At 38.8% G+C, this 17,961-nt stretch carries 11 protein-coding genes; all 11 read right to left on the reverse strand.

What is annotated here, in order from left to right:
* Position 1: 1 nt before the first annotated feature.
* Complete coding sequence (locus AC2TFD_RS26560) at positions 2 to 2,278, reverse strand: DUF5696 domain-containing protein (RefSeq protein ID WP_484674267.1); 2,277 nt, start codon at positions 2,276 to 2,278, stop codon at positions 2 to 4.
* The gene (locus AC2TFD_RS26565; RefSeq protein ID WP_484674268.1) at positions 2,278 to 4,431 is read right to left on the reverse strand and encodes a YIP1 family protein; all 2,154 of its coding nucleotides are present in this window, start codon (positions 4,429 to 4,431) and stop codon (positions 2,278 to 2,280) included. Before AC2TFD_RS26565 ends, AC2TFD_RS26560 begins: the two co-directional genes overlap by 1 nt.
* Positions 4,432 to 4,457: 26 nt before the next feature.
* Complete coding sequence (locus AC2TFD_RS26570) at positions 4,458 to 5,375, reverse strand: carbohydrate ABC transporter permease (RefSeq protein WP_335514843.1); 918 nt, start codon at positions 5,373 to 5,375, stop codon at positions 4,458 to 4,460.
* A gap of 2 nt (positions 5,376 to 5,377) precedes the next feature.
* The gene (locus tag AC2TFD_RS26575; RefSeq protein ID WP_484674269.1) at positions 5,378 to 6,376 is read right to left on the reverse strand and encodes a carbohydrate ABC transporter permease; all 999 of its coding nucleotides are present in this window, start codon (positions 6,374 to 6,376) and stop codon (positions 5,378 to 5,380) included.
* The gene (locus AC2TFD_RS26580) at positions 6,366 to 9,353 is read right to left on the reverse strand and encodes an extracellular solute-binding protein (RefSeq protein WP_484674270.1); all 2,988 of its coding nucleotides are present in this window, start codon (positions 9,351 to 9,353) and stop codon (positions 6,366 to 6,368) included. The genes AC2TFD_RS26575 and AC2TFD_RS26580 overlap by 11 nt, the downstream gene beginning before the upstream one ends.
* 13 nt (positions 9,354 to 9,366) lie before the next feature.
* Positions 9,367 to 10,485: an ABC transporter ATP-binding protein gene (locus tag AC2TFD_RS26585; protein WP_335514836.1), complete on the reverse strand. Its 1,119-nt coding sequence runs from the start codon at positions 10,483 to 10,485 to the stop codon at positions 9,367 to 9,369.
* A 226-nt stretch (positions 10,486 to 10,711) separates the two neighbouring features.
* Complete coding sequence (locus AC2TFD_RS26590) at positions 10,712 to 12,034, reverse strand: ABC transporter substrate-binding protein (RefSeq protein WP_335514832.1); 1,323 nt, start codon at positions 12,032 to 12,034, stop codon at positions 10,712 to 10,714.
* A 252-nt stretch (positions 12,035 to 12,286) separates the two neighbouring features.
* Positions 12,287 to 13,081, reverse strand: a complete 795-nt coding sequence (locus AC2TFD_RS26595) for a hypothetical protein (protein WP_484674271.1) — start codon at positions 13,079 to 13,081, stop codon at positions 12,287 to 12,289.
* Positions 13,082 to 13,134: 53 nt separating this feature from the next.
* Complete coding sequence (locus AC2TFD_RS26600) at positions 13,135 to 13,872, reverse strand: response regulator transcription factor (protein ID WP_335514826.1); 738 nt, start codon at positions 13,870 to 13,872, stop codon at positions 13,135 to 13,137.
* Between the two features lie 386 nt (positions 13,873 to 14,258).
* Positions 14,259 to 16,079, reverse strand: a complete 1,821-nt coding sequence (locus AC2TFD_RS26605) for an ABC transporter ATP-binding protein (RefSeq protein ID WP_484674272.1) — start codon at positions 16,077 to 16,079, stop codon at positions 14,259 to 14,261.
* Between the two features lie 8 nt (positions 16,080 to 16,087).
* A complete protein-coding gene (locus AC2TFD_RS26610; RefSeq protein ID WP_484674273.1) occupies positions 16,088 to 17,839 on the reverse strand; it encodes an ABC transporter ATP-binding protein in 1,752 nt (583 codons plus the stop codon).
* Between the last annotated feature and the right edge of the window lie 122 nt (positions 17,840 to 17,961).

Below are 17,961 nucleotides of genomic sequence, written 5' to 3' on the forward strand. Positions count from 1 at the left end.
TTTATTCCCCTCCTTCCAGTACAATGAAATCCTCAGCACCTATTTCAATTCCCTCGATCGTGAAAGGATCTAGATTGTAATTGACGAAAATGCGTTTACCATTTTCATAGATTGTTTCAAACACTCCATCAGCGATCATGCGGTGATCCGTAATAAACTGGTCCTGAACATCACTAAGGGCATCATTATATTGTTGATATTGCTCGACAATCTCTTTTTCCCAATCTTTAAAATTCGTACTATAAAACCTGCGCATAGACCTAGATTCCAATAATTTATCCGATTGTTCATAGGTTACTAGAAATGAAGGATAAGCTCCGTATTCAATTCCCTTTAAAAAGGATTCCTTTACATTCCCACTCATATTACCGTAATCAAAGGAGTAGCCTACTAAGCCATGTAGCGCGATTTGTTCAAACGGTACGACCCTATCTACAAATAAGCCAAAGGAATAGTCATGATCCATTTGATCAATATGACTGCTATTATTTATCGCATATAAGTTGCCAGATGTTACTCGAACATCACCAAGCACTTCCTTTGTTTTCTCAAAAATATCTTGCTGAATCTCTTTTGCTTCGTGCCTTGAAGCGAAATGGCGGTCATTGAAATCAGTCGCAAGCATAGCACCAATGCCGGATCCATATAAATAACCGTCAACCCCTAATTCCTTTACTTTCTCCAAATCTTTTAAAATGACATCTTTCATAAAGCGCGGACTAACAAACGTTGTTTCAATCCCGGATCTTTTAAATTTTATGATTGATGATCCCAGGTCACGCAGTCCATCTCGGCTTTGTCGAAAACCATCTTTTCCAGTATTGTTAAAGGTATAGGAACTGGCATCTAAGTAAACTGACATTCCTTTTGAATGTGCGAAATCTACAAAGCTCTTCAGCCCCCTGTTTCCGCCTAAATCTCCGTCTACTGGAAAGTGCCCCCCATATTTTCCATAGCCGCCATTTTGCCAGCCATGATAGGTAATAGACATATCATTAATCCCTAGACTGCTTAGTTCTTTAACAATCTGTGTTGCCTCATCAGTTGTAGTCAAAGGCAAGAATGAATCTCTAATAAAACCATTTTTTGTTCCGCCGCCCAGAATATTTAATTGCAAATCAATATTCTTTTTATCGGAATTTTTACGATTAAAGCCGTGCTCTTTGATTAAATATTCCCGATATCGTTCAGCCAAATCCACATAATCCGGATTTTCCTTTGTCATCATATAGTAACGGATAACCCGCTTTGTTCGTTGAAGGTCTTCTGTGTAGGTGAAAAAGCCTTCAGTCTGCTTCTTATTCGTAGGCTGAAAAACTTTAAAACGAAATAAATGTTCACCGGTTGCCCAATTATATTGGCTCATTGACTGTGAGGGCGCTGATACAATACTCGAATACGCTTCACCTTTATGAATAACTCCCAATGTTGCTTGGTCACCCGCCACGATACCAAACACCGGCATCCTTATTGGAAGACTTGAAGAAAGATTCGAATTAGCCGCAAAAGCCATATCCTCGCCATATACTCGTTCACTATATAGATTAGATGTACTTGAGCGATTCTTTTTAAAGTCTACAAGTACGCCTGAGCCATCTGGCAGAAGGATAAAGCCATTTTCCTTTTCAGATGTTTCAGCTCCAAGAAAAGGAAATAGTCTAAGTGAAACAAGCCGTGCCATTGGATCCTTCGTATTCTTGCCCTTTTGTTTAACATCAACAATATCTTCTGATAGAACCGTTGTTTCTACAAAATCCTTATCCAGACGGACTTGTATGGGAATGACAAAACCAACTTTTGGGAGATCATATGTTATTTGAAATCCGTTCTCAATCTTTTTGAAATCCACATCTCCATTTTGACTGATAAGATTGGATTCTTTAACCATGTCTTTTCGTACATTCATTTCCACATAGGAAAACATGATTGGTGACCGGAGATGAGCTTTCCATGCACTAGACGTTCCCTTTTGCTCCCAGCCATCTGGATTAGGGAAAGATCTCAATACTGCATTAGTCTCTTTATTGATAACGATAAAATGACCTGTTTTCGAATCCGCTTTCAGAACAAATCCATCATTTTCCGCTACATCTTGAAAGGTATTTTCATCTGGCAGTGTGTTCGATTGATTGTTCTTTGAAGATTTTTGTTTTGTTAATCCTATTTTTATGGTTGGCTTATTCGCTTGCTTTCCATCATTCGCAGCAAACGCAGGGATTACCCAGCATGTAAGAAGGACCGTCAGCATCAAAATTACTATGGATTTCCTCTTTCTCATCACATCGTCACCTCCCGATAAAGGGTTAAGAAAAAGTCAATGGTCTCTGAGGAAAGACCAATCACGATAAAAACTAAAACCCATAACATAATCATAGAAAACAAGGATAGTAAACTATTAATAATCGTTTCGCCGACTGAATAATTTTGCAGCGCCTGAATCATCCAAAAAAACAGGGCAGCACTCCAAATAATCATCAGCATGTTGAAAAAACCGTAGATAGAAGATTCATTTAATGACATCATGTTTGACAGTATTGCTAATGGCACACCAAGAAGAAATACCGGGAATAGCGCATAAGCACTGCCAACAAACACATCTTTAAACCTTGCTTGCCCCTGCTTGATGGAACCAATTAAATAATGACAAATGACCCAAGATACCCATACCGTAGTGGAAACAGTCAAAATCGAACCAATATTTATACTGCCAACAGCCACTGGTTGGAACGTGAAACTGGTAAAGTACATTCTAACAAGAACCATGGATATTACCAGAAACAGGATGACGATGGCGCTGGTATATCCTCCCTTGTTCCTGTATCGAATATCGGCAAAGCCATCCAATGGATGTCTAAGAATATAGAATGCATGTTTTAACTGTTCAAGAAGCTTGATTTCTTTCATCCATACTAGTTTCTTAAGTAAGGAAAACTCTGACAGATTTTTTCTTTTACTTCTGCGTCGAAATTGTACGCCTGCAATGGATGTCAGTCCAATGACAACAAAAGCATTGGCTAAATACGTAAAATTGTTTTGGAACCAATTTAAACGAAGCTGCCAAAAGGAATCAGAGTACCCCTGGTCATCCCCCGCAAGGCGATATAATTCTTTCGACGCTTCAAAATCCTCACGATAAAAAGCAGCTCGTGCAAGGCCGGTATAAGCAGGAGTGAACAGAGCGTTTTGCCTGACAATTTCACTCCAATATTTCTCACTTTCTACGTATTTCCCTTGCTGTGTCAGGATATATGCGTCTTGAACAGTTTTTCCAAATTGAGTTGGTTCAAGAACTTGGACAAGATTTAATGAATCATCGAGAATGAATATTTTGTTTTCAGAGTTTGTATCTAAGGCAACCGGACTTTGATTAACTCCCATTTGAGCTTTCCCAGAAGTACTAGGAGCGCCCCAAAAAAAGAGTAATTCTCCGTTTTGGTTGAATTGTGTCACTAAAGCATTGGCCTTATCCGCAACGGTGACAATCCCATTTTCATCAACAGTGACATCCGTAAGATCTGTACTTACTCCGGCCTGCCCTTCTTTTTTCACAGTGGAATCTTCACGCAAAAAGCTTACATTTACATTTTTACTAAAAGAAAATTCCTTCCATTGATTCTCACCGCGAACATTTAATTTTTTTATTTCCTCTGACTTATCCTTAGAAACGGTATATATATATCCGTTTTTATCAATATCGACGTTGCGGATTGGACTTGGAAGTAATCGGACCTGTCTTGCTAACTGTTCTTTTGTATAAAATATTTTTCGAATTCTGTCCATGAGTGAAACTTCCGATAGGTTGGTACCATAAAAGCCATAAAAGCCTCCATCAGGATAAAATTGAATAATCCCTTGGAAAGTTCCTCGCGAAACGACATAAACGAATCCGCGTCTATCAACAATCATATTAATAGGCTCATAGACAAACTTCTTATTAATATATTTTGATTCCGGGCGTAAAAACTCCTGAATCATTTTCCCTTCGTTATTTAAGTGAATAACCCTCTTATTCCCTGTATCTGCAATATAGATATCTCCATTATCGGTAATAAAAACGCCTGAAGGCTCTTTCAAGGGGCTTTCTGGAACCGTAAGGGCTCGGACAAATTTCCCGCTCTTGTCCAAATGAACAATGCGATTATTCCCCGTATCTGCGATATATATTTCATCCTGATGATCGATAAATAAATCCTGGGGCTTATTTAAAGGTGAATAGATTTTTTCTCCATTTTCATCAACCATATAGATGTCCCGAGCTATGACTCCTTCGGGTTCATAGGCTGGTTGAGTATAGATCGTTCGTCCAAAACCATCGACACTAAAGGTGTCAAACGGTGAGTCAGCCTTGACCGTGAATGAATTTAATAGAAATATAGTTAAAAGGCTAAACACAACCAATATTGAATGCGAAATTCTTCTTCTTTTTTTCATTGTTGAACCTCCGTCCCCCTTCTGGCTTATTTAATTCCAGAATGTGCCATTGTGGCAATAACTTTTCTCTGGAAGAATAAAAACATGATGAACTGAGGTAAAAACATGAAAAGCGCACCTGCTGCAGCAGCCCCTTGCCTAGCAACGGTATTTGCCAAATTGGCTGTAAGGGACATCATATAATATGGCAATGTTTTCATCGATTCATCTTGCATAAATAACTGTGAAGTTTCTACGTTACTCCAAGCGGACTGAAACGATATAATACCAATTGTTGCAATGGCAGGTGTAACAATCGGCATGACGATTCGCAGAAATATACCGAATTCTGATGCACCATCTAGTTTTGCGGCCTCTAGTAATTCATTTGGTACTTGATCAATAAATTGTTTCATTAAAAATACGCCAACCGGCATCGCAATCATGGGCAATACATGACCCCAATAGGAATTCATGATTCCTAAATTCTGCACGACCACATATCTCGGTATTTGCAGAACCTGTGGTACAAATAGAAGTGAAATCATGATTAACGAAAAGACAATCTTGGCACCTGGGAATGGATGTTTTGACAATGCATATGCACAAAGTGCACTTGTGACAACCATGGCAATCGTTGCAAGTACGGTAACGATCACACTGTTAAAAATGTATCTTGAAACAGGTACAAATGTACTTGATGTTAATGACATCAGCTCAATAAAGTTCTGAAAAGTCGGATCTTGGACGATAAATGTTGGCGGAAAGAGAAATAGCTCATGTAATGGCTTAAAAGCATGGTTGAAAATGTAAACAATCGGCAGCAGCATGAAAATCGCTGCTACTGTCAGAAAAAAGAGGATAATATATTGTGTTCGATCCAATCTTTTTAATTCCAATAAGAAATTGCTCCATTTCCACTTGCTTTCTTTTCCAAAATTCGTTAATGCTTCTATAAATTTCATCTCTACTTTCCCTCCTTATCTTCTAATAGATAAAAGAAGATACGACTTAATAGGAACATCATGACCAATAGAACTACAGAAACCGCACTTGCATATCCCAACTCAAAGCGAATAAAACCATAATCATCAATATGACTAATCATGACCTGACCAGCGTAGTTCGGAGTAGGATTAGAGCCGGATAGCTGTACACCCAGGTTTCCGGCCTGTAAGGTATGAATGATAGACATAACACCTGCAAATAATAATTGAGGTCTCATCATCGGAACCGTTATGTACCATATTTCTTGCAGTCTGTTCGAAATGCCATCGATTTTTCCTGCATCATATAGCTCTTTATCCACATTTAGTAAACCTGCCAGCATCGCTAAAAATCCGATTCCCATACTTGACCAGATAGAGACAACAATCATAATATTTAATAGCCAATCTTGATCCTGTAAGAAGATAATTGGTTCTGTAATAAATCCCCAATTTAATAGGAAACTATTAATGTAACCGGTTCTGTCACCAGAGAACATGACTTGCCAAACTACAGTCATGGCAACCCCCGCTGCAAGCGATGGGACATACATTGCAAGTGCATATCCCATACGCAAAGTGTTTGGAAGCTGGGCAATGAACCAAGCAAGAAGGAAAGCAAGGATAAAACCGACCGGACCAACAAACAATGAAAATTTAAAGGTATTCGGCAGAACATTTTGTAAAAATACAATGTCTTGAGAGAATAAGGTTTGATAATTTAACCATGCTGACCATGTCGGAAATTGGATTGAGTTAAAATAGGTAAAACTTAAACCTATAGCTGCCAATACAGGAATAACAATAAATATAATAAATAAAATCATAAATGGGGCAATAAACAAATAGGATAGGCGGTATTCCCATATTTTCGCCAATGTTTTGCTCGTACGGTTAGCGACTTCAGCTTTCATTGTAGTAACTTTCGATGGTTTTATGGTACCAAGTTTCGTTTTTTTAAGCTGAATATCATTGTCCATCCTGGTTCACTCCTTCCCACGGTTCTGTAATAATTGGTACATCCAAAGGATTCAAGACCTTGTTATTTTGATCAATAAGATTAAACTCCGATTGCTTTCTGTTTAACTCACGACTTATGGCTTTGATGGCTTTTTCCAATTCAATCCTTGGAACTCCGCCTTCGAGGACTGTTTGGTTCCATGCAAAGTCTAACTGCCTTGTCGTCATATATCCCCCAGGGACGTTCGCAATATCCTTCACCCATTGCCATTGTTCTAAAATGGCTTGCAAATCAGGTTCCCTCCAAGGCATTTTACGAAATGCGTTAATATTGGCTGAATTCCATCTAAAGGTCTCACCGCGAAATTGTTCGAGATTGAGGCCATATTCCGTTTGAACCTCCGGGGACGAATACCACTTAATGAACTCCCAAGCTAGACTCTGTTTTTCTTTAGGTGTATCGTTAAACAACATCATGCTCGTCGTGTCAACTCCCGTTCCCCCAGCCCAGCGGACATTCACGCCTGATTCATTGATATGTCCAGGAATCGGTGCAATTCCCCATGTGTCCATAATTTCTGGGGCAGCAACGAGTAATTGCATATACTGATTAAAATCTGCAATGCCTATAGGAAATGTTCCTTTTCGGAATTGTTGATAAAAGCTTTGAACCTGCCGATCCATCCCATGCAAATTAAAGAGATTTGTCCACTCCTCAAATGCCTGAAAGGCCTCAGGCTGGTCTAACCCTGTCCTCATTCCGTCATCCGTATATAATTCAACTCCATTTTGATAAAGCATATAAGAAAAGTCTTTTGGATCGACATAAAAATTCAGTTGATTTTGCAATAATGTCGGAAGCATATCATAGACGTCTTCCCATGTTTGAGGCACCTCTAAATGAAGTTGATCTAATATATCTTTTCGATAAAATAACACTTTAAAATTAATCGTTTCTGGAATGCCATAGGTTCCTCCATCGTAATAGTAAGGAAGCATGGTACCTGGTGCATATTGTTTCAACATTTCCTCTGCATCCGGCATTGTCGCAATATCTTTTGCCGCACCACGAACAGCCATTTCAAATGGCATCCCGCTTGGAACACCCAGGGCAACATCCGGCATGATTCCGGCTGCTTTTGCCAATATTAATAAATTGGTATCTTGAATTAAGTTCACGTTTACCTTAATACCGTATTTAGGTGTAAATTGCTGGTTGGCCAGCTGTTGAAGTTCTTCTGCATAATCTCTTCCCCACATCATCCAAACATTCAATTCTTTGTCTGATTGCTGCTGTAATTGATTTTGATCGGAAAAAGAATAGATTAAAGAATTAAAGGTCCCATGTATTTTCTCGAACCAATTGGCCGTCATAGGAGGAAATTCTGTCTTGTCTGGAGCGATAAAAAACTTGTCTACCTGCAGTGGACTGTTCATTAATTCCTGCCTCTGCGTTTCCAGCTTATCTTGCAATGCCCCAATTCTTACTTGGCTATTTGGAATTTCACCGGGTTCCTCCAGCAAGAAAGAGATATCTTGAATGATCGATTCCAATGCTTGGGAAACATTGCTTTGCTCACCATTTATCTCTAACATTTGTTTTGCTATGTTTTCAAACTGTTTCTTCATTGCTTTTAATTGATCAAGCATTCCTGGAAGCTCATCTTCTACATTCCAAACTCTAAACTGATCTTCTTGGTTACCTGAAGCTAGCCGAAGTTCTTGCGATATCGCTCTGATTTCATTAGCTAATTCATCCAGTTGGACAATAAGCGGCACAAACGGTTCATAGGTTGCTTCAAGTGAAATCGTATGCTTACCTTTATCTAAATAAAATGAATAAGGACTTCCGTTTTTTTCTTTAAGAATTATCTCTTGCCATCCTGTGGCATATGAAATTTGAAAATGCTTCATTTGTTCAAAAGGTATTTGTCCATCAATATAAACCGTTCTGAAGGTAGATAAATTTTTCCTGAAATTTTGAAGTCCACGGAATCCAATATTGTAGATTCCACTTTCAAGAACCTCAAATTCCCAAGTAACTGCCTGGCCGCCTTGGTACCAGTTCGAACCACCTAGTGTATTAAACTTGATCTTTTTAAGTGATTCCGGTGTGGTTAAGGGGTCACGATCATATTGAACTTGAATAGAGGTGGAATTCTTCTTGCTGAACTTTTCAGCTTCAATGGTAATGAACTTCCCAGATTTCGAGATATTTGAAGGATAGTTTTCCTTAACTTCCTGATAAGTCTTGTATGATTCTGGCGATTTAATCTCAACTGATTTCAACGCAATCGATTCCCTTAGTACTTGAAAACGAATACGATTTTCCCCTTTTTTAAAATGAAACAATAACGGTTCAACATTTACACCGCCTGAATCGCGAAGTGCTTCTGTCTTCCATCCCGTTACTTCTTTCACAAGTGACCGAATCTGGTTCCCATTGTCATCATACTGAGGCTTTTCGTCGCGGAATTCCCTTTTAAGCTCAATGGAGCGGGATTCCCTAAATGGATAAGAGCCATTAAGCTGGACATTAAAGATTACTGATTGTCTGGTACCTCCATCCTCTTGTAATAAGGGGGTATATTCCAAAGCAATTTCATATAATCCTTCATTCTTAACATCGACAAGATATTCCACCCAGCCCGTTGGTTTTGACCAAAGTAATACATTGTCTTCTCCGCCATAAGATTCTAAAGCAGCACCAGCGTCAGTGGACTTGTTTGAAAAGCTGCCTGCTTCTATTTTCACAATGTCGTTTCCTTGTTTCAGCCCTTCACTTTCCCACTTTTGTTCCATTTGATAGTAATAGGGCTCCAGTTTCCTTTCAAATGTGCCGGCACTTGTAGTTTCTTTTGTATTCTTATTCTCATCTGCATATACTGTCTGGGTTGGTTTATTCGATAAAGGCAACATCGTACTGATGATGAAAACGATGATTAATCCAATACATAGTAATCTATTACTACGTGACTTCCGAATTTGATGTGCCATCTTCTCCCTCCATTCAAATCGGCAACAATTTTTCTGTTTTACTGTTAAAAAACAACACCTTATCCATATCGATGGCCACCGTCATCTCTTCGCCTTCCCTAAAAGGGTATCTAGGATGGGCACGGACCGTAAATGACTCTTTTCCTCGTGTTGTAAGATGGTAGTAATGATCGGAGCCAATAAATTCATTGAAGTGTAAAACACCTTTCAGTGTTGAATGAGGGTATGTATCGAACATTTCCTTTTCAAAACTGAAATATTCTGGTCTAATTCCCATAATAATGGTGTAACTAAGGCCTCTTTGTTCATTGAACATTTTCGCTTGGCGATCGGTTAACCTTATACTGAAGGTTTTTGTAGAAAACGTTAAATTTCCGTTTATTTCCTCTAATGTACCTTCAAAAAAATTCATAGGCTGATTACCAATAAATTTTGCTACAAATATATTTTGTGGCTTGTTGTAAATTTGCTGAGGCGAATCTACTTGCTGAATAACGCCTTTATTCATGACGACAATTCGATCTCCCATTGTCATGGCTTCAATTTGATCATGGGTAACATAGATAGTTGTAACACCCATCGTCCGATGCAGCCTAATAATCTCAGCTCTCATCTGAACACGCAGTTTAGCATCCAAGTTCGACAAAGGCTCATCCATTAAAAATGCCTGTGGTGCTCGAACAATTGCCCTTCCTAAAGCAACCCGCTGTCTTTGACCGCCGCTTAGTTCTCGTGGTTTACGATTGAGAAAGTTTCCGATTTCCAGGACGTCTGCTGCTCGTTTCACCGCAGCTTCAATTTCATGTTTAGGCATCTTTCTAATCCGGAGCCCAAAAGCGATATTTTCATAGACTGTCAAATTGGGATATAATGCATAGTTTTGGAATACCATCGAGATATCTCGGTCCTTAGGCGGGTAATCATTCACCAAGGTATCCCCTATATAAATCTCGCCTTCAGAAATATCTTCAAGTCCTGCAACCATTCGAAGAGTGGTAGACTTTCCGCACCCAGAAGGCCCTAAAAATACTAAAAACTCTTCATCTTCAATTTCCATATTAAAATTATCAACTGCAAGTTCTTTGAATTTACCGTACCGTTTCGTAACATTATTCAACAAAATTCTAGCCAATGAAGTTACCTCCTAAGACAAAGTTTTCTAATATTTGATATTTGTAATTTTATCTATCTTAGTGTGAATATAGTGTGAAATTTAGAGAAAGGCGACAACCTGAGGCTGCATTTGAAGACATGGATAAATCTCCAAAATATTTAAAAGGAAACTCTGCAATGATATCCTTGCAGAGCCTCCATTCATTTCTATTCTTTTGTATCCAGCTTCTTAATTAAGAAGTAACTTACTCTGACTCCATTGCTGTTCGAACGTTTTCTTCAGCTTTTTCTTGAAGAATACGTAAAAACTCATTGATATCTTTTCCAGAGTTAACATATTCGATAGGGGCTGTCCATAAAACACCATCACCGTATTTCGCACTCTTTTCTGGCCCTGTTGCATATTGATGAATAAATAGTGATTCAAGATTTTTCTCATGGAACTCTGGTTTATTCTCAGCAAATACAGCATGAACATCTGGATTTACTAATGGTGAAGCTCCACCATTTTTTGACATTTCCATTTGTACTTCGTCAGAGAATAAATATTCGATAACCTCTAATGCTGCTTCCTTATGCTCACTTGGTGCAGTAATTGCATGTCCGTTTCCATTTGGCGAAGGAGCAATTCCTTCCAAACCTTTCCAAACAGGGAAAGACACAATATCAATATTATCTGTCCCTAACCAACCATGGTGAGTCTTAGCAGGTGCCATAGCAACGTTACCTTCACCGAATGCCGCTCCCCAGTTATGAAGAAGCTTACCAGGCTCTTCTGCAGGGTAATTTCCTGGAATGGAAGTAACTGCTTTCACCATTTCCAAGTATCTTCTATATGCTTCTGATTCTGTTATTAATACTGCGTTTGTTTCTGGATCAACTGAACTTTGACTAAATTGAGTATAGGCATCATAAGGAACGTCAAGATCCAAGCCACGGTACTGAACACCATTCATTTCACGTGTTAATTCTTTGGCAAGTTCCGTTACTTCTTCCCAAGTCATATCATCAGTTGGATAATCTACACCAAGAATATCGAAAACATCTTTGTTATAGTGCAACGAAAAAGTAGCACGCCCAGTTGGAATTGTATATAATCCACCTTCTTGATTTGGATCTTGGTTGCGTGCAAATTGAATGATTGAAGGGTCAAAACGTTTTAAATCAAAGCCTTCTTTTTCCATTAGCTCATCCATATTGTAAGCCAGGCCAATCTCTTCCAAAAATGGCGTATGTGTCATGAGACCCATCGTTACGATATCTGGACTCTTTCCTGCTGCTACCAGCTGTTCAAGGGTTTCAGCATGGTCTGTTCCAGCTTCCTGTACCTCGATTGTGATGTGAGGGAATTTTTTTTCAATATATTTGCCGATACTATCCTGGAATTTCTCTTCACCCCATTGATACGCCCATCTTAATGTAATTTTTTCTGGTTCCTTTTCCTCTTCTTTAGAACTTTTTTTATCATCAGTGTTCGTTGGTGCTGATGAGTTGCTGCAAGCAGCAATGATGGATAGAGTTAACAATAACGTAAGAAATAAAAACAAAGATTTCTTCATCTTTTTCATGATTAGGATTACCCCCTTAGAATAATAAGAAACTTTTTAAAAATAGGTACTAAATAAACACTAGCGGCAATAAATCTATACCACCTCACAATTCAAATATCATTTTTGTGGCAATTTACTAGTAATCCTTGCCTTATTTGCTGCCATGTGTAAGCGCATACCAAAATACTACTCTATAACTTGTGAATTTAGTGTGAAAATTCACTCTATATCCAAACCTGAAGAAAAATGGGCCCTTTCGCTCATATTTTCCTAAGCCGCCTTAACAACATTAGTCATCTTATTCTTAGTTCTGCACAAAATGGTCATAAATAAAGTTTGAATCACACTCATTACATATCCATAAATAAATACTGACCCTACCATCATCAATGGACCCCAGAACCAATGAATAAGGAAACTAATCAAACTGGATGTTGTATACATAATAAAAATGAGAGTAAAAGAAAGTAACAGAGAGTTTTTAAGATATCCTCTGGTTAATTTCAATGCTGCTGCAATACTTACCCGGTCTACTACAATTGTGAATTCCAAATAAATGAACAAAATCCGCATGCAAATAAAAAAAACGAGCGCTGCAAAAACCCCGATCATATTAAACATTAGGACCAAAAAACCAGTAACACTAATTTTGCCCAAGAGTATAATGATTCCTAGAAAAATAAATTGCAGCCAATTATTCTTTCCAAATTGTAAAAATTGTGAAAAGTTAAAGGTCTTTCCACTGACGATGGAATACAAGTAACGAATATATCCCCCTTGAAGAAAGGCCCCTATGACGATCATCATAATAACAATCAGCCAGGTATAGGATGGAAGCTTCGGACTATTTAACAGGTCGATATTATTCGCAAACAGCGGAATATTCGATACATGACTGACAGAAGGAAGTCCCATCTCTAAAATTAACCGAATGGAAGTTCTCTCTTTACCATCCATACCGACAATCGACCATCCTATTACAAAAGAGAGCAAATCATACATGATGGGAATGAAAATGAGAGCAATATGATGATGAACTTTCTTGAATGCGTCAACAAGTAACATGAAAACCCTCCAACTACTATTTCTAATTGATCGTGCAGCTCATAAATAACGAATTAAGAGATTTCAGCTAAAAGTCCGGAATTTTCGATAATTGGAGTCTGATCAACAAGGCAGTTGAACTTATACCCCGCTCCTGTTTTCGTGACGATATATTTAGGACTGCGCGGGTTCTTCTCTAGTTTTTTTCTCAAATTTTTAATATGTGCATCCATTGTCCGCCCATCACCAATAAAACGATAACCTTGGACAATATAGGACAAATCCTGCCGGCTAAACACTTTTCCAGGTTTTTGCGCAAACGCATGCAGGATTTTAAATTCAGTAGAAGTTAATTGGACAGATTTCCCTTCAACATGTACTTCTTGTGTTTCAAAATTGATCATGAGGCTTTTTTGATTAAAGCAAATCACCTTTTGACTTATCTTTGTAAACCTTTCAATTCTTCTTATCAATGCTTTAATGCGTGCCAATACCTCATTAATACGAATTGGCTTAATAATATAATCATCCGCCCCGATATTCAGCGCATGGATGATATCTTCTTCTCTCGACCTTGAAGACATAATCAAGATCGGTACATTGGTTATTTTTCTTATTTCTTTACAGACTGCATCACTTGGTATTGTTGAAGTCTTTGGGTCTAACATGATTAAATCTACTTTGAGCTTATGAATTTTCTGCAAAGCTTCTAATCCATCACTGGATGTCAAAACTCCCCAACCCTCGTTTAAGAAGCCATTTTTCAAAAGATCTCTAGTTAATTCATCTTTTTCGACAATTAGAATATTCATTAAAAGCCTCCTAATCTATTAATGATTGCTTTCCTCTATATGTTGAGGTAACTTGAAAATAAATTTAGTTCGCAACGAATTGTAAATATTCTGTTAAATACTGTCGATTTGATTATAGGATGTCTGAAAAACAAACGTCGATATGTAGGTTATCCTTTATGTGTTTTATTTGCTAACGCTTTCATACTCTTTATAAAATTGTCATTTAAGGATTCCTTTTGTGAATGACAATTTTAGGAACAAAAAGCGGGGAACCCTATTGAATGGGGCTCCCCGCTTTTATATAAGCCTTGTAAGGCTCAGTCTATTCTTTACACGCTTTAATCCGGAAATAAACGAGGAGAAATCACTCGTCATCTCCCGTATTGTCCTGTTGATTTGAATGATTAACCCACACCAAGCATTTTGTATTGTGCTTTTACCAATTCGTAGTAAACTCCTTGTTTGGCCAGCAGCATCTCATGATTACCTTGTTCCAGGATGTTACCATGTTCCATGACAATAATCTTATCTGCTTCTCGAATGGTCGAAAGCCTATGAGCAATGATGATCGCCGTTCTTCCTTTTAAAATTGTTTTTAATGCTCTTTGAATCTTTACTTCAGTCTCCGTATCAATACTTGCTGTTGCCTCATCAAGAATGAGGATTTTTGGATCCGCGAGCAGAGTCCTTGCGAAGGAAAGAAGCTGGCGTTCACCTACAGACAAAACATTGCCCCGCTCTTCCACTTCGGTATGGTACCCAGTTGAAAGTTTCGTAATAAAAGAATCAGCACCGACAGCTTTTGCGGCTGCCACTACTTCCTCATCGCTCGAACTTGGGTTGCCAAAGCGGATGTTTTCCATGATCGTACCTGAAAAAATAAACGTATCCTGGAGGACGACACTAATTTGCGAACGCAAACTGGCAACCGATATATCCTGAATTGAATGGCCATCAATTTTAATTTCGCCTCCTGTTACATCATAAAATCGGCTGATCAAATTAGCGATTGTTGTCTTCCCTGACCCAGTATGCCCGACAAGCGCCGCAGTCTCACCTGCCTGGATCGAAAAAGAAATGCCATTTAATGCCGTTCTTTTTTCGTCATAGGAAAACTTTACATCCTCAAACTCAATCCTGCCCTTCATTGAAGGAAGCACGACTGCATTTGGAGCTTCTGCCACAAGCGGCCTTTCATCCAAATACTCAAAAATCCGCTCGGAAGACGCCATTCCAATCAAAAGCTGGTTATATAATTGACCAAGACGAGAAATCGGCTCCCAGAACATCCCTAAATAAAATGCAAACGAAACAAATTCCCCAATGGTACTTTCGCCGTTCATCACAAGAAAAGCACCATACCAAATCAGAATCGCCGTTCCGATGGCATTCGTCATTTCCACAAACGGACCAAACATCGCATTTTTCTTTACTGCTTGCTTCCATGTCTCAAAATTTTCTTGGTTGAGTCCCTTAAAAAATTGGATATTTTCATCCTCTTGGGTAAATACCTGAGTGACGCGTATTCCTTGAATGCTTTCATTTAAATGGGAATTAATCTTAGACTGCTTCAACCGAACCATCTGCCACGATAAGCGGATGTTTTTTCGCAAACTTGTTGATATAAAAAACATGATTGGTAAAATAACCATAATCGCAATCGTAAGTTTAGCATTCAAAGAGAATAAGATAAAAATGACCGCCAAGAGCAGAAGAAAATCAGTTAATAGATTAATAACACCATTCGTAAACAGCTCCTGAAGCGAGTTAATGTCATTCATAATCCGGACAAGAATCGATCCGGCCGATCGCTGGTCAAAGAACCGATGCGACAATGACTGAACATGGGTAAATAAATGCTTGCGTAAATCATAAATCACATTTTGCCCAAGCTTATTCATCCAGCGAATCCTTAAGGCATTAACCAAATATGATAGCAAATACAAACCTGAAATGATGAAAACTAGGTTCAATAGCAATCCGGTATCTTTTTCAATAATCGCCCGGTCAAGTGTATAGACACCGATCAAAATCGGAATGATTAACCGGATGGCCGTTGACAGGATAACAGCTAGAAATGATAGCGGCAGATACGATTTTGCATACGGTTTTACATACTGCAATAACCGACTTATCTGCTGCCAGTTAAATGCTTTATCGATTACTTGCTCATTTGAGTAGTGAAACCGTTCTAATATTAATTTTTTCTTATGCTTTTCTTCCATTTTTCCACCTACCTTGCTTTTTCCATGATTGCTGATTGATCCTGATATTGAATGTGATATATACTTTCGTACGGGCCGTGATTGTTTACCAACTGTTCATGCGTTCCACGCTCGATAATTTTCCCGTTTTCCAGCACTAAAATTTCATCGGCATGTTTTAACGACGAGATTCGGTGCGCAATAATAAAGGTTGTTCTCCCCTTCATCACTTCCCTTAAAGCCTGTTGGATTTGAAATTCTGTTTCCATATCCACCGCGCTTGTCGAATCATCTAAAATGAGAATCGCAGGATTGGTACAGATTGCACGGGCAATGGCAATCCGCTGTTTTTGTCCCCCAGAAAGCCCCATTCCCCGCTCACCTAGCATGGTGTTATATCCATCCGGCAGCTCCATAATGAAATCATGTGCATCGGCACATTTAGCAGCAGCGATAATCTCTTCCATCGTTGCAGCTGGTCTGCCATAAGCAATATTCGCTTGGATGGTCGATGAAAAAAGGAAGGTTTCCTGTAAGACAACCCCAATCTCAGAACGGAGCGTTTTCAAGCGATATTCCTTAAGCGGCCGACCATCGATGAGAATCATACCTTCCGTTGGTTCATACAAGCGGGATAAAAGCTGGATGATGCTGGTTTTCCCTGAACCGGTTGCACCAATCAAACCAATCGTTTTACCCGGATGTGCTTCAAAACTTATATCCTGGAGTGCCGCCTTTCCTTCACTTTGATAACGGAACGTCACATGGTCGAAGACTACACTTCCTTCGATCTTTTCGATATTCCTGACATCCTTTCGATCATAAATGGTTTCATCGGCTTCCAAAATTTCCAGCAGCCGCTCGCCAGAAGCTTTCGCCTGAGAGAACATATTAATCGTGAAACCAAGGTGCATGATCGGCCACAAAATATACCAAATTAGACTGTAAAAAGCGACAAGCTCACCTGGTTTTAAAGCGCCATTGATGACTAAATAGCCGCCATATCCTATTAAAACAACCACTGAAATATTTCCAATCAGCTCCATTAACGGAAAGTATTTCGACCAAACCGCTGCTGTATTCAGCTGTTTCGTCCGATAATCTTCATTTGTCTTTGTAAACCGTTCAATCTCCACTGCTTCTTTTGATAGGGCTTTAACGGTATGTATTCCGCTAATATTTTCTTGTACTTTAGTGTTTAACCGCCCAAACGATTCGCGAATTCCACGGAAAGCAGGGTGAACAGCTTTATCAAATTTATAGACAGCAATGCTGATGAATGGCAGTGCCGCAATCGTGACAAATGTGAGAGTAACGGAATAATTAAACATCACAATTAAACTAGCAGTAACAACAATAACAAAGCGGAGAACCTCACTAAAACCGAACGACACAAAAAAGCGGAACCCTTCTACATCTGCGGTTAAGCGGGACATCAGATCCCCTGTCTTCGCATTATCATAATAGCTGAACGGAAGCCGCTGCAGTTTTTCATATAAGGTATTGCGAAGATGGAAAACAGACTTAATCCCGAACATATCCGCCAGATAATGTTGAATAAAAGCAGACAGTCCTTTTATTGCCATAATTGTAATAAATCCTAAAGCAATCCATGGCACTAAATAATATTTCCCCCCAAGAACCACTTCATCAATCGTCAGCTGCAAAATCATTGGATACACAACCGTAATTCCGGCCATTACCACCAGAAAAAGCATCGACCAAATGAAATCCGTCTTATAAGGAAGATAAAACGACTTTAATTTTTTAAAAGTTAACATTACTTCCTCCTTTAGAATTAAAATTTCTTTTAGCTTACTGTGAAAAGGACTTCGGGGTAAATATGTAAAATTTATTGGATTTGTCTTGCGACATCATTACTCAGTAAGCCTATAAATGATGA

It is taken from the genome of Neobacillus sp. plas4 (assembly GCF_057221695.1).

Bases quoted from the DNA above. Each gene is read 5' to 3' on its own strand.
- AC2TFD_RS26560 (WP_484674267.1), bottom strand. From the start codon at position 2,278: ATGAGAAAGAGGAAATCCATAGTAATTTTGATGCTGACGGTCCTTCTT.
- AC2TFD_RS26565 (WP_484674268.1), bottom strand. From the start codon at position 4,431: ATGAAAAAAAGAAGAAGAATTTCGCATTCAATATTGGTTGTGTTTAGC.
- AC2TFD_RS26570 (WP_335514843.1), bottom strand. From the start codon at position 5,375: ATGAAATTTATAGAAGCATTAACGAATTTTGGAAAAGAAAGCAAGTGG.
- AC2TFD_RS26575 (WP_484674269.1), bottom strand. From the start codon at position 6,376: ATGGACAATGATATTCAGCTTAAAAAAACGAAACTTGGTACCATAAAA.
- AC2TFD_RS26580 (WP_484674270.1), bottom strand. From the start codon at position 9,353: ATGGCACATCAAATTCGGAAGTCACGTAGTAATAGATTACTATGTATT.
- AC2TFD_RS26590 (WP_335514832.1), bottom strand. From the start codon at position 12,034: ATGAAAAAGATGAAGAAATCTTTGTTTTTATTTCTTACGTTATTGTTA.
- AC2TFD_RS26595 (WP_484674271.1), bottom strand. From the start codon at position 13,081: ATGTTACTTGTTGACGCATTCAAGAAAGTTCATCATCATATTGCTCTC.
- AC2TFD_RS26600 (WP_335514826.1), bottom strand. From the start codon at position 13,872: ATGAATATTCTAATTGTCGAAAAAGATGAATTAACTAGAGATCTTTTG.
- AC2TFD_RS26605 (WP_484674272.1), bottom strand. From the start codon at position 16,079: ATGGAAGAAAAGCATAAGAAAAAATTAATATTAGAACGGTTTCACTAC.
- AC2TFD_RS26610 (WP_484674273.1), bottom strand. From the start codon at position 17,839: ATGTTAACTTTTAAAAAATTAAAGTCGTTTTATCTTCCTTATAAGACG.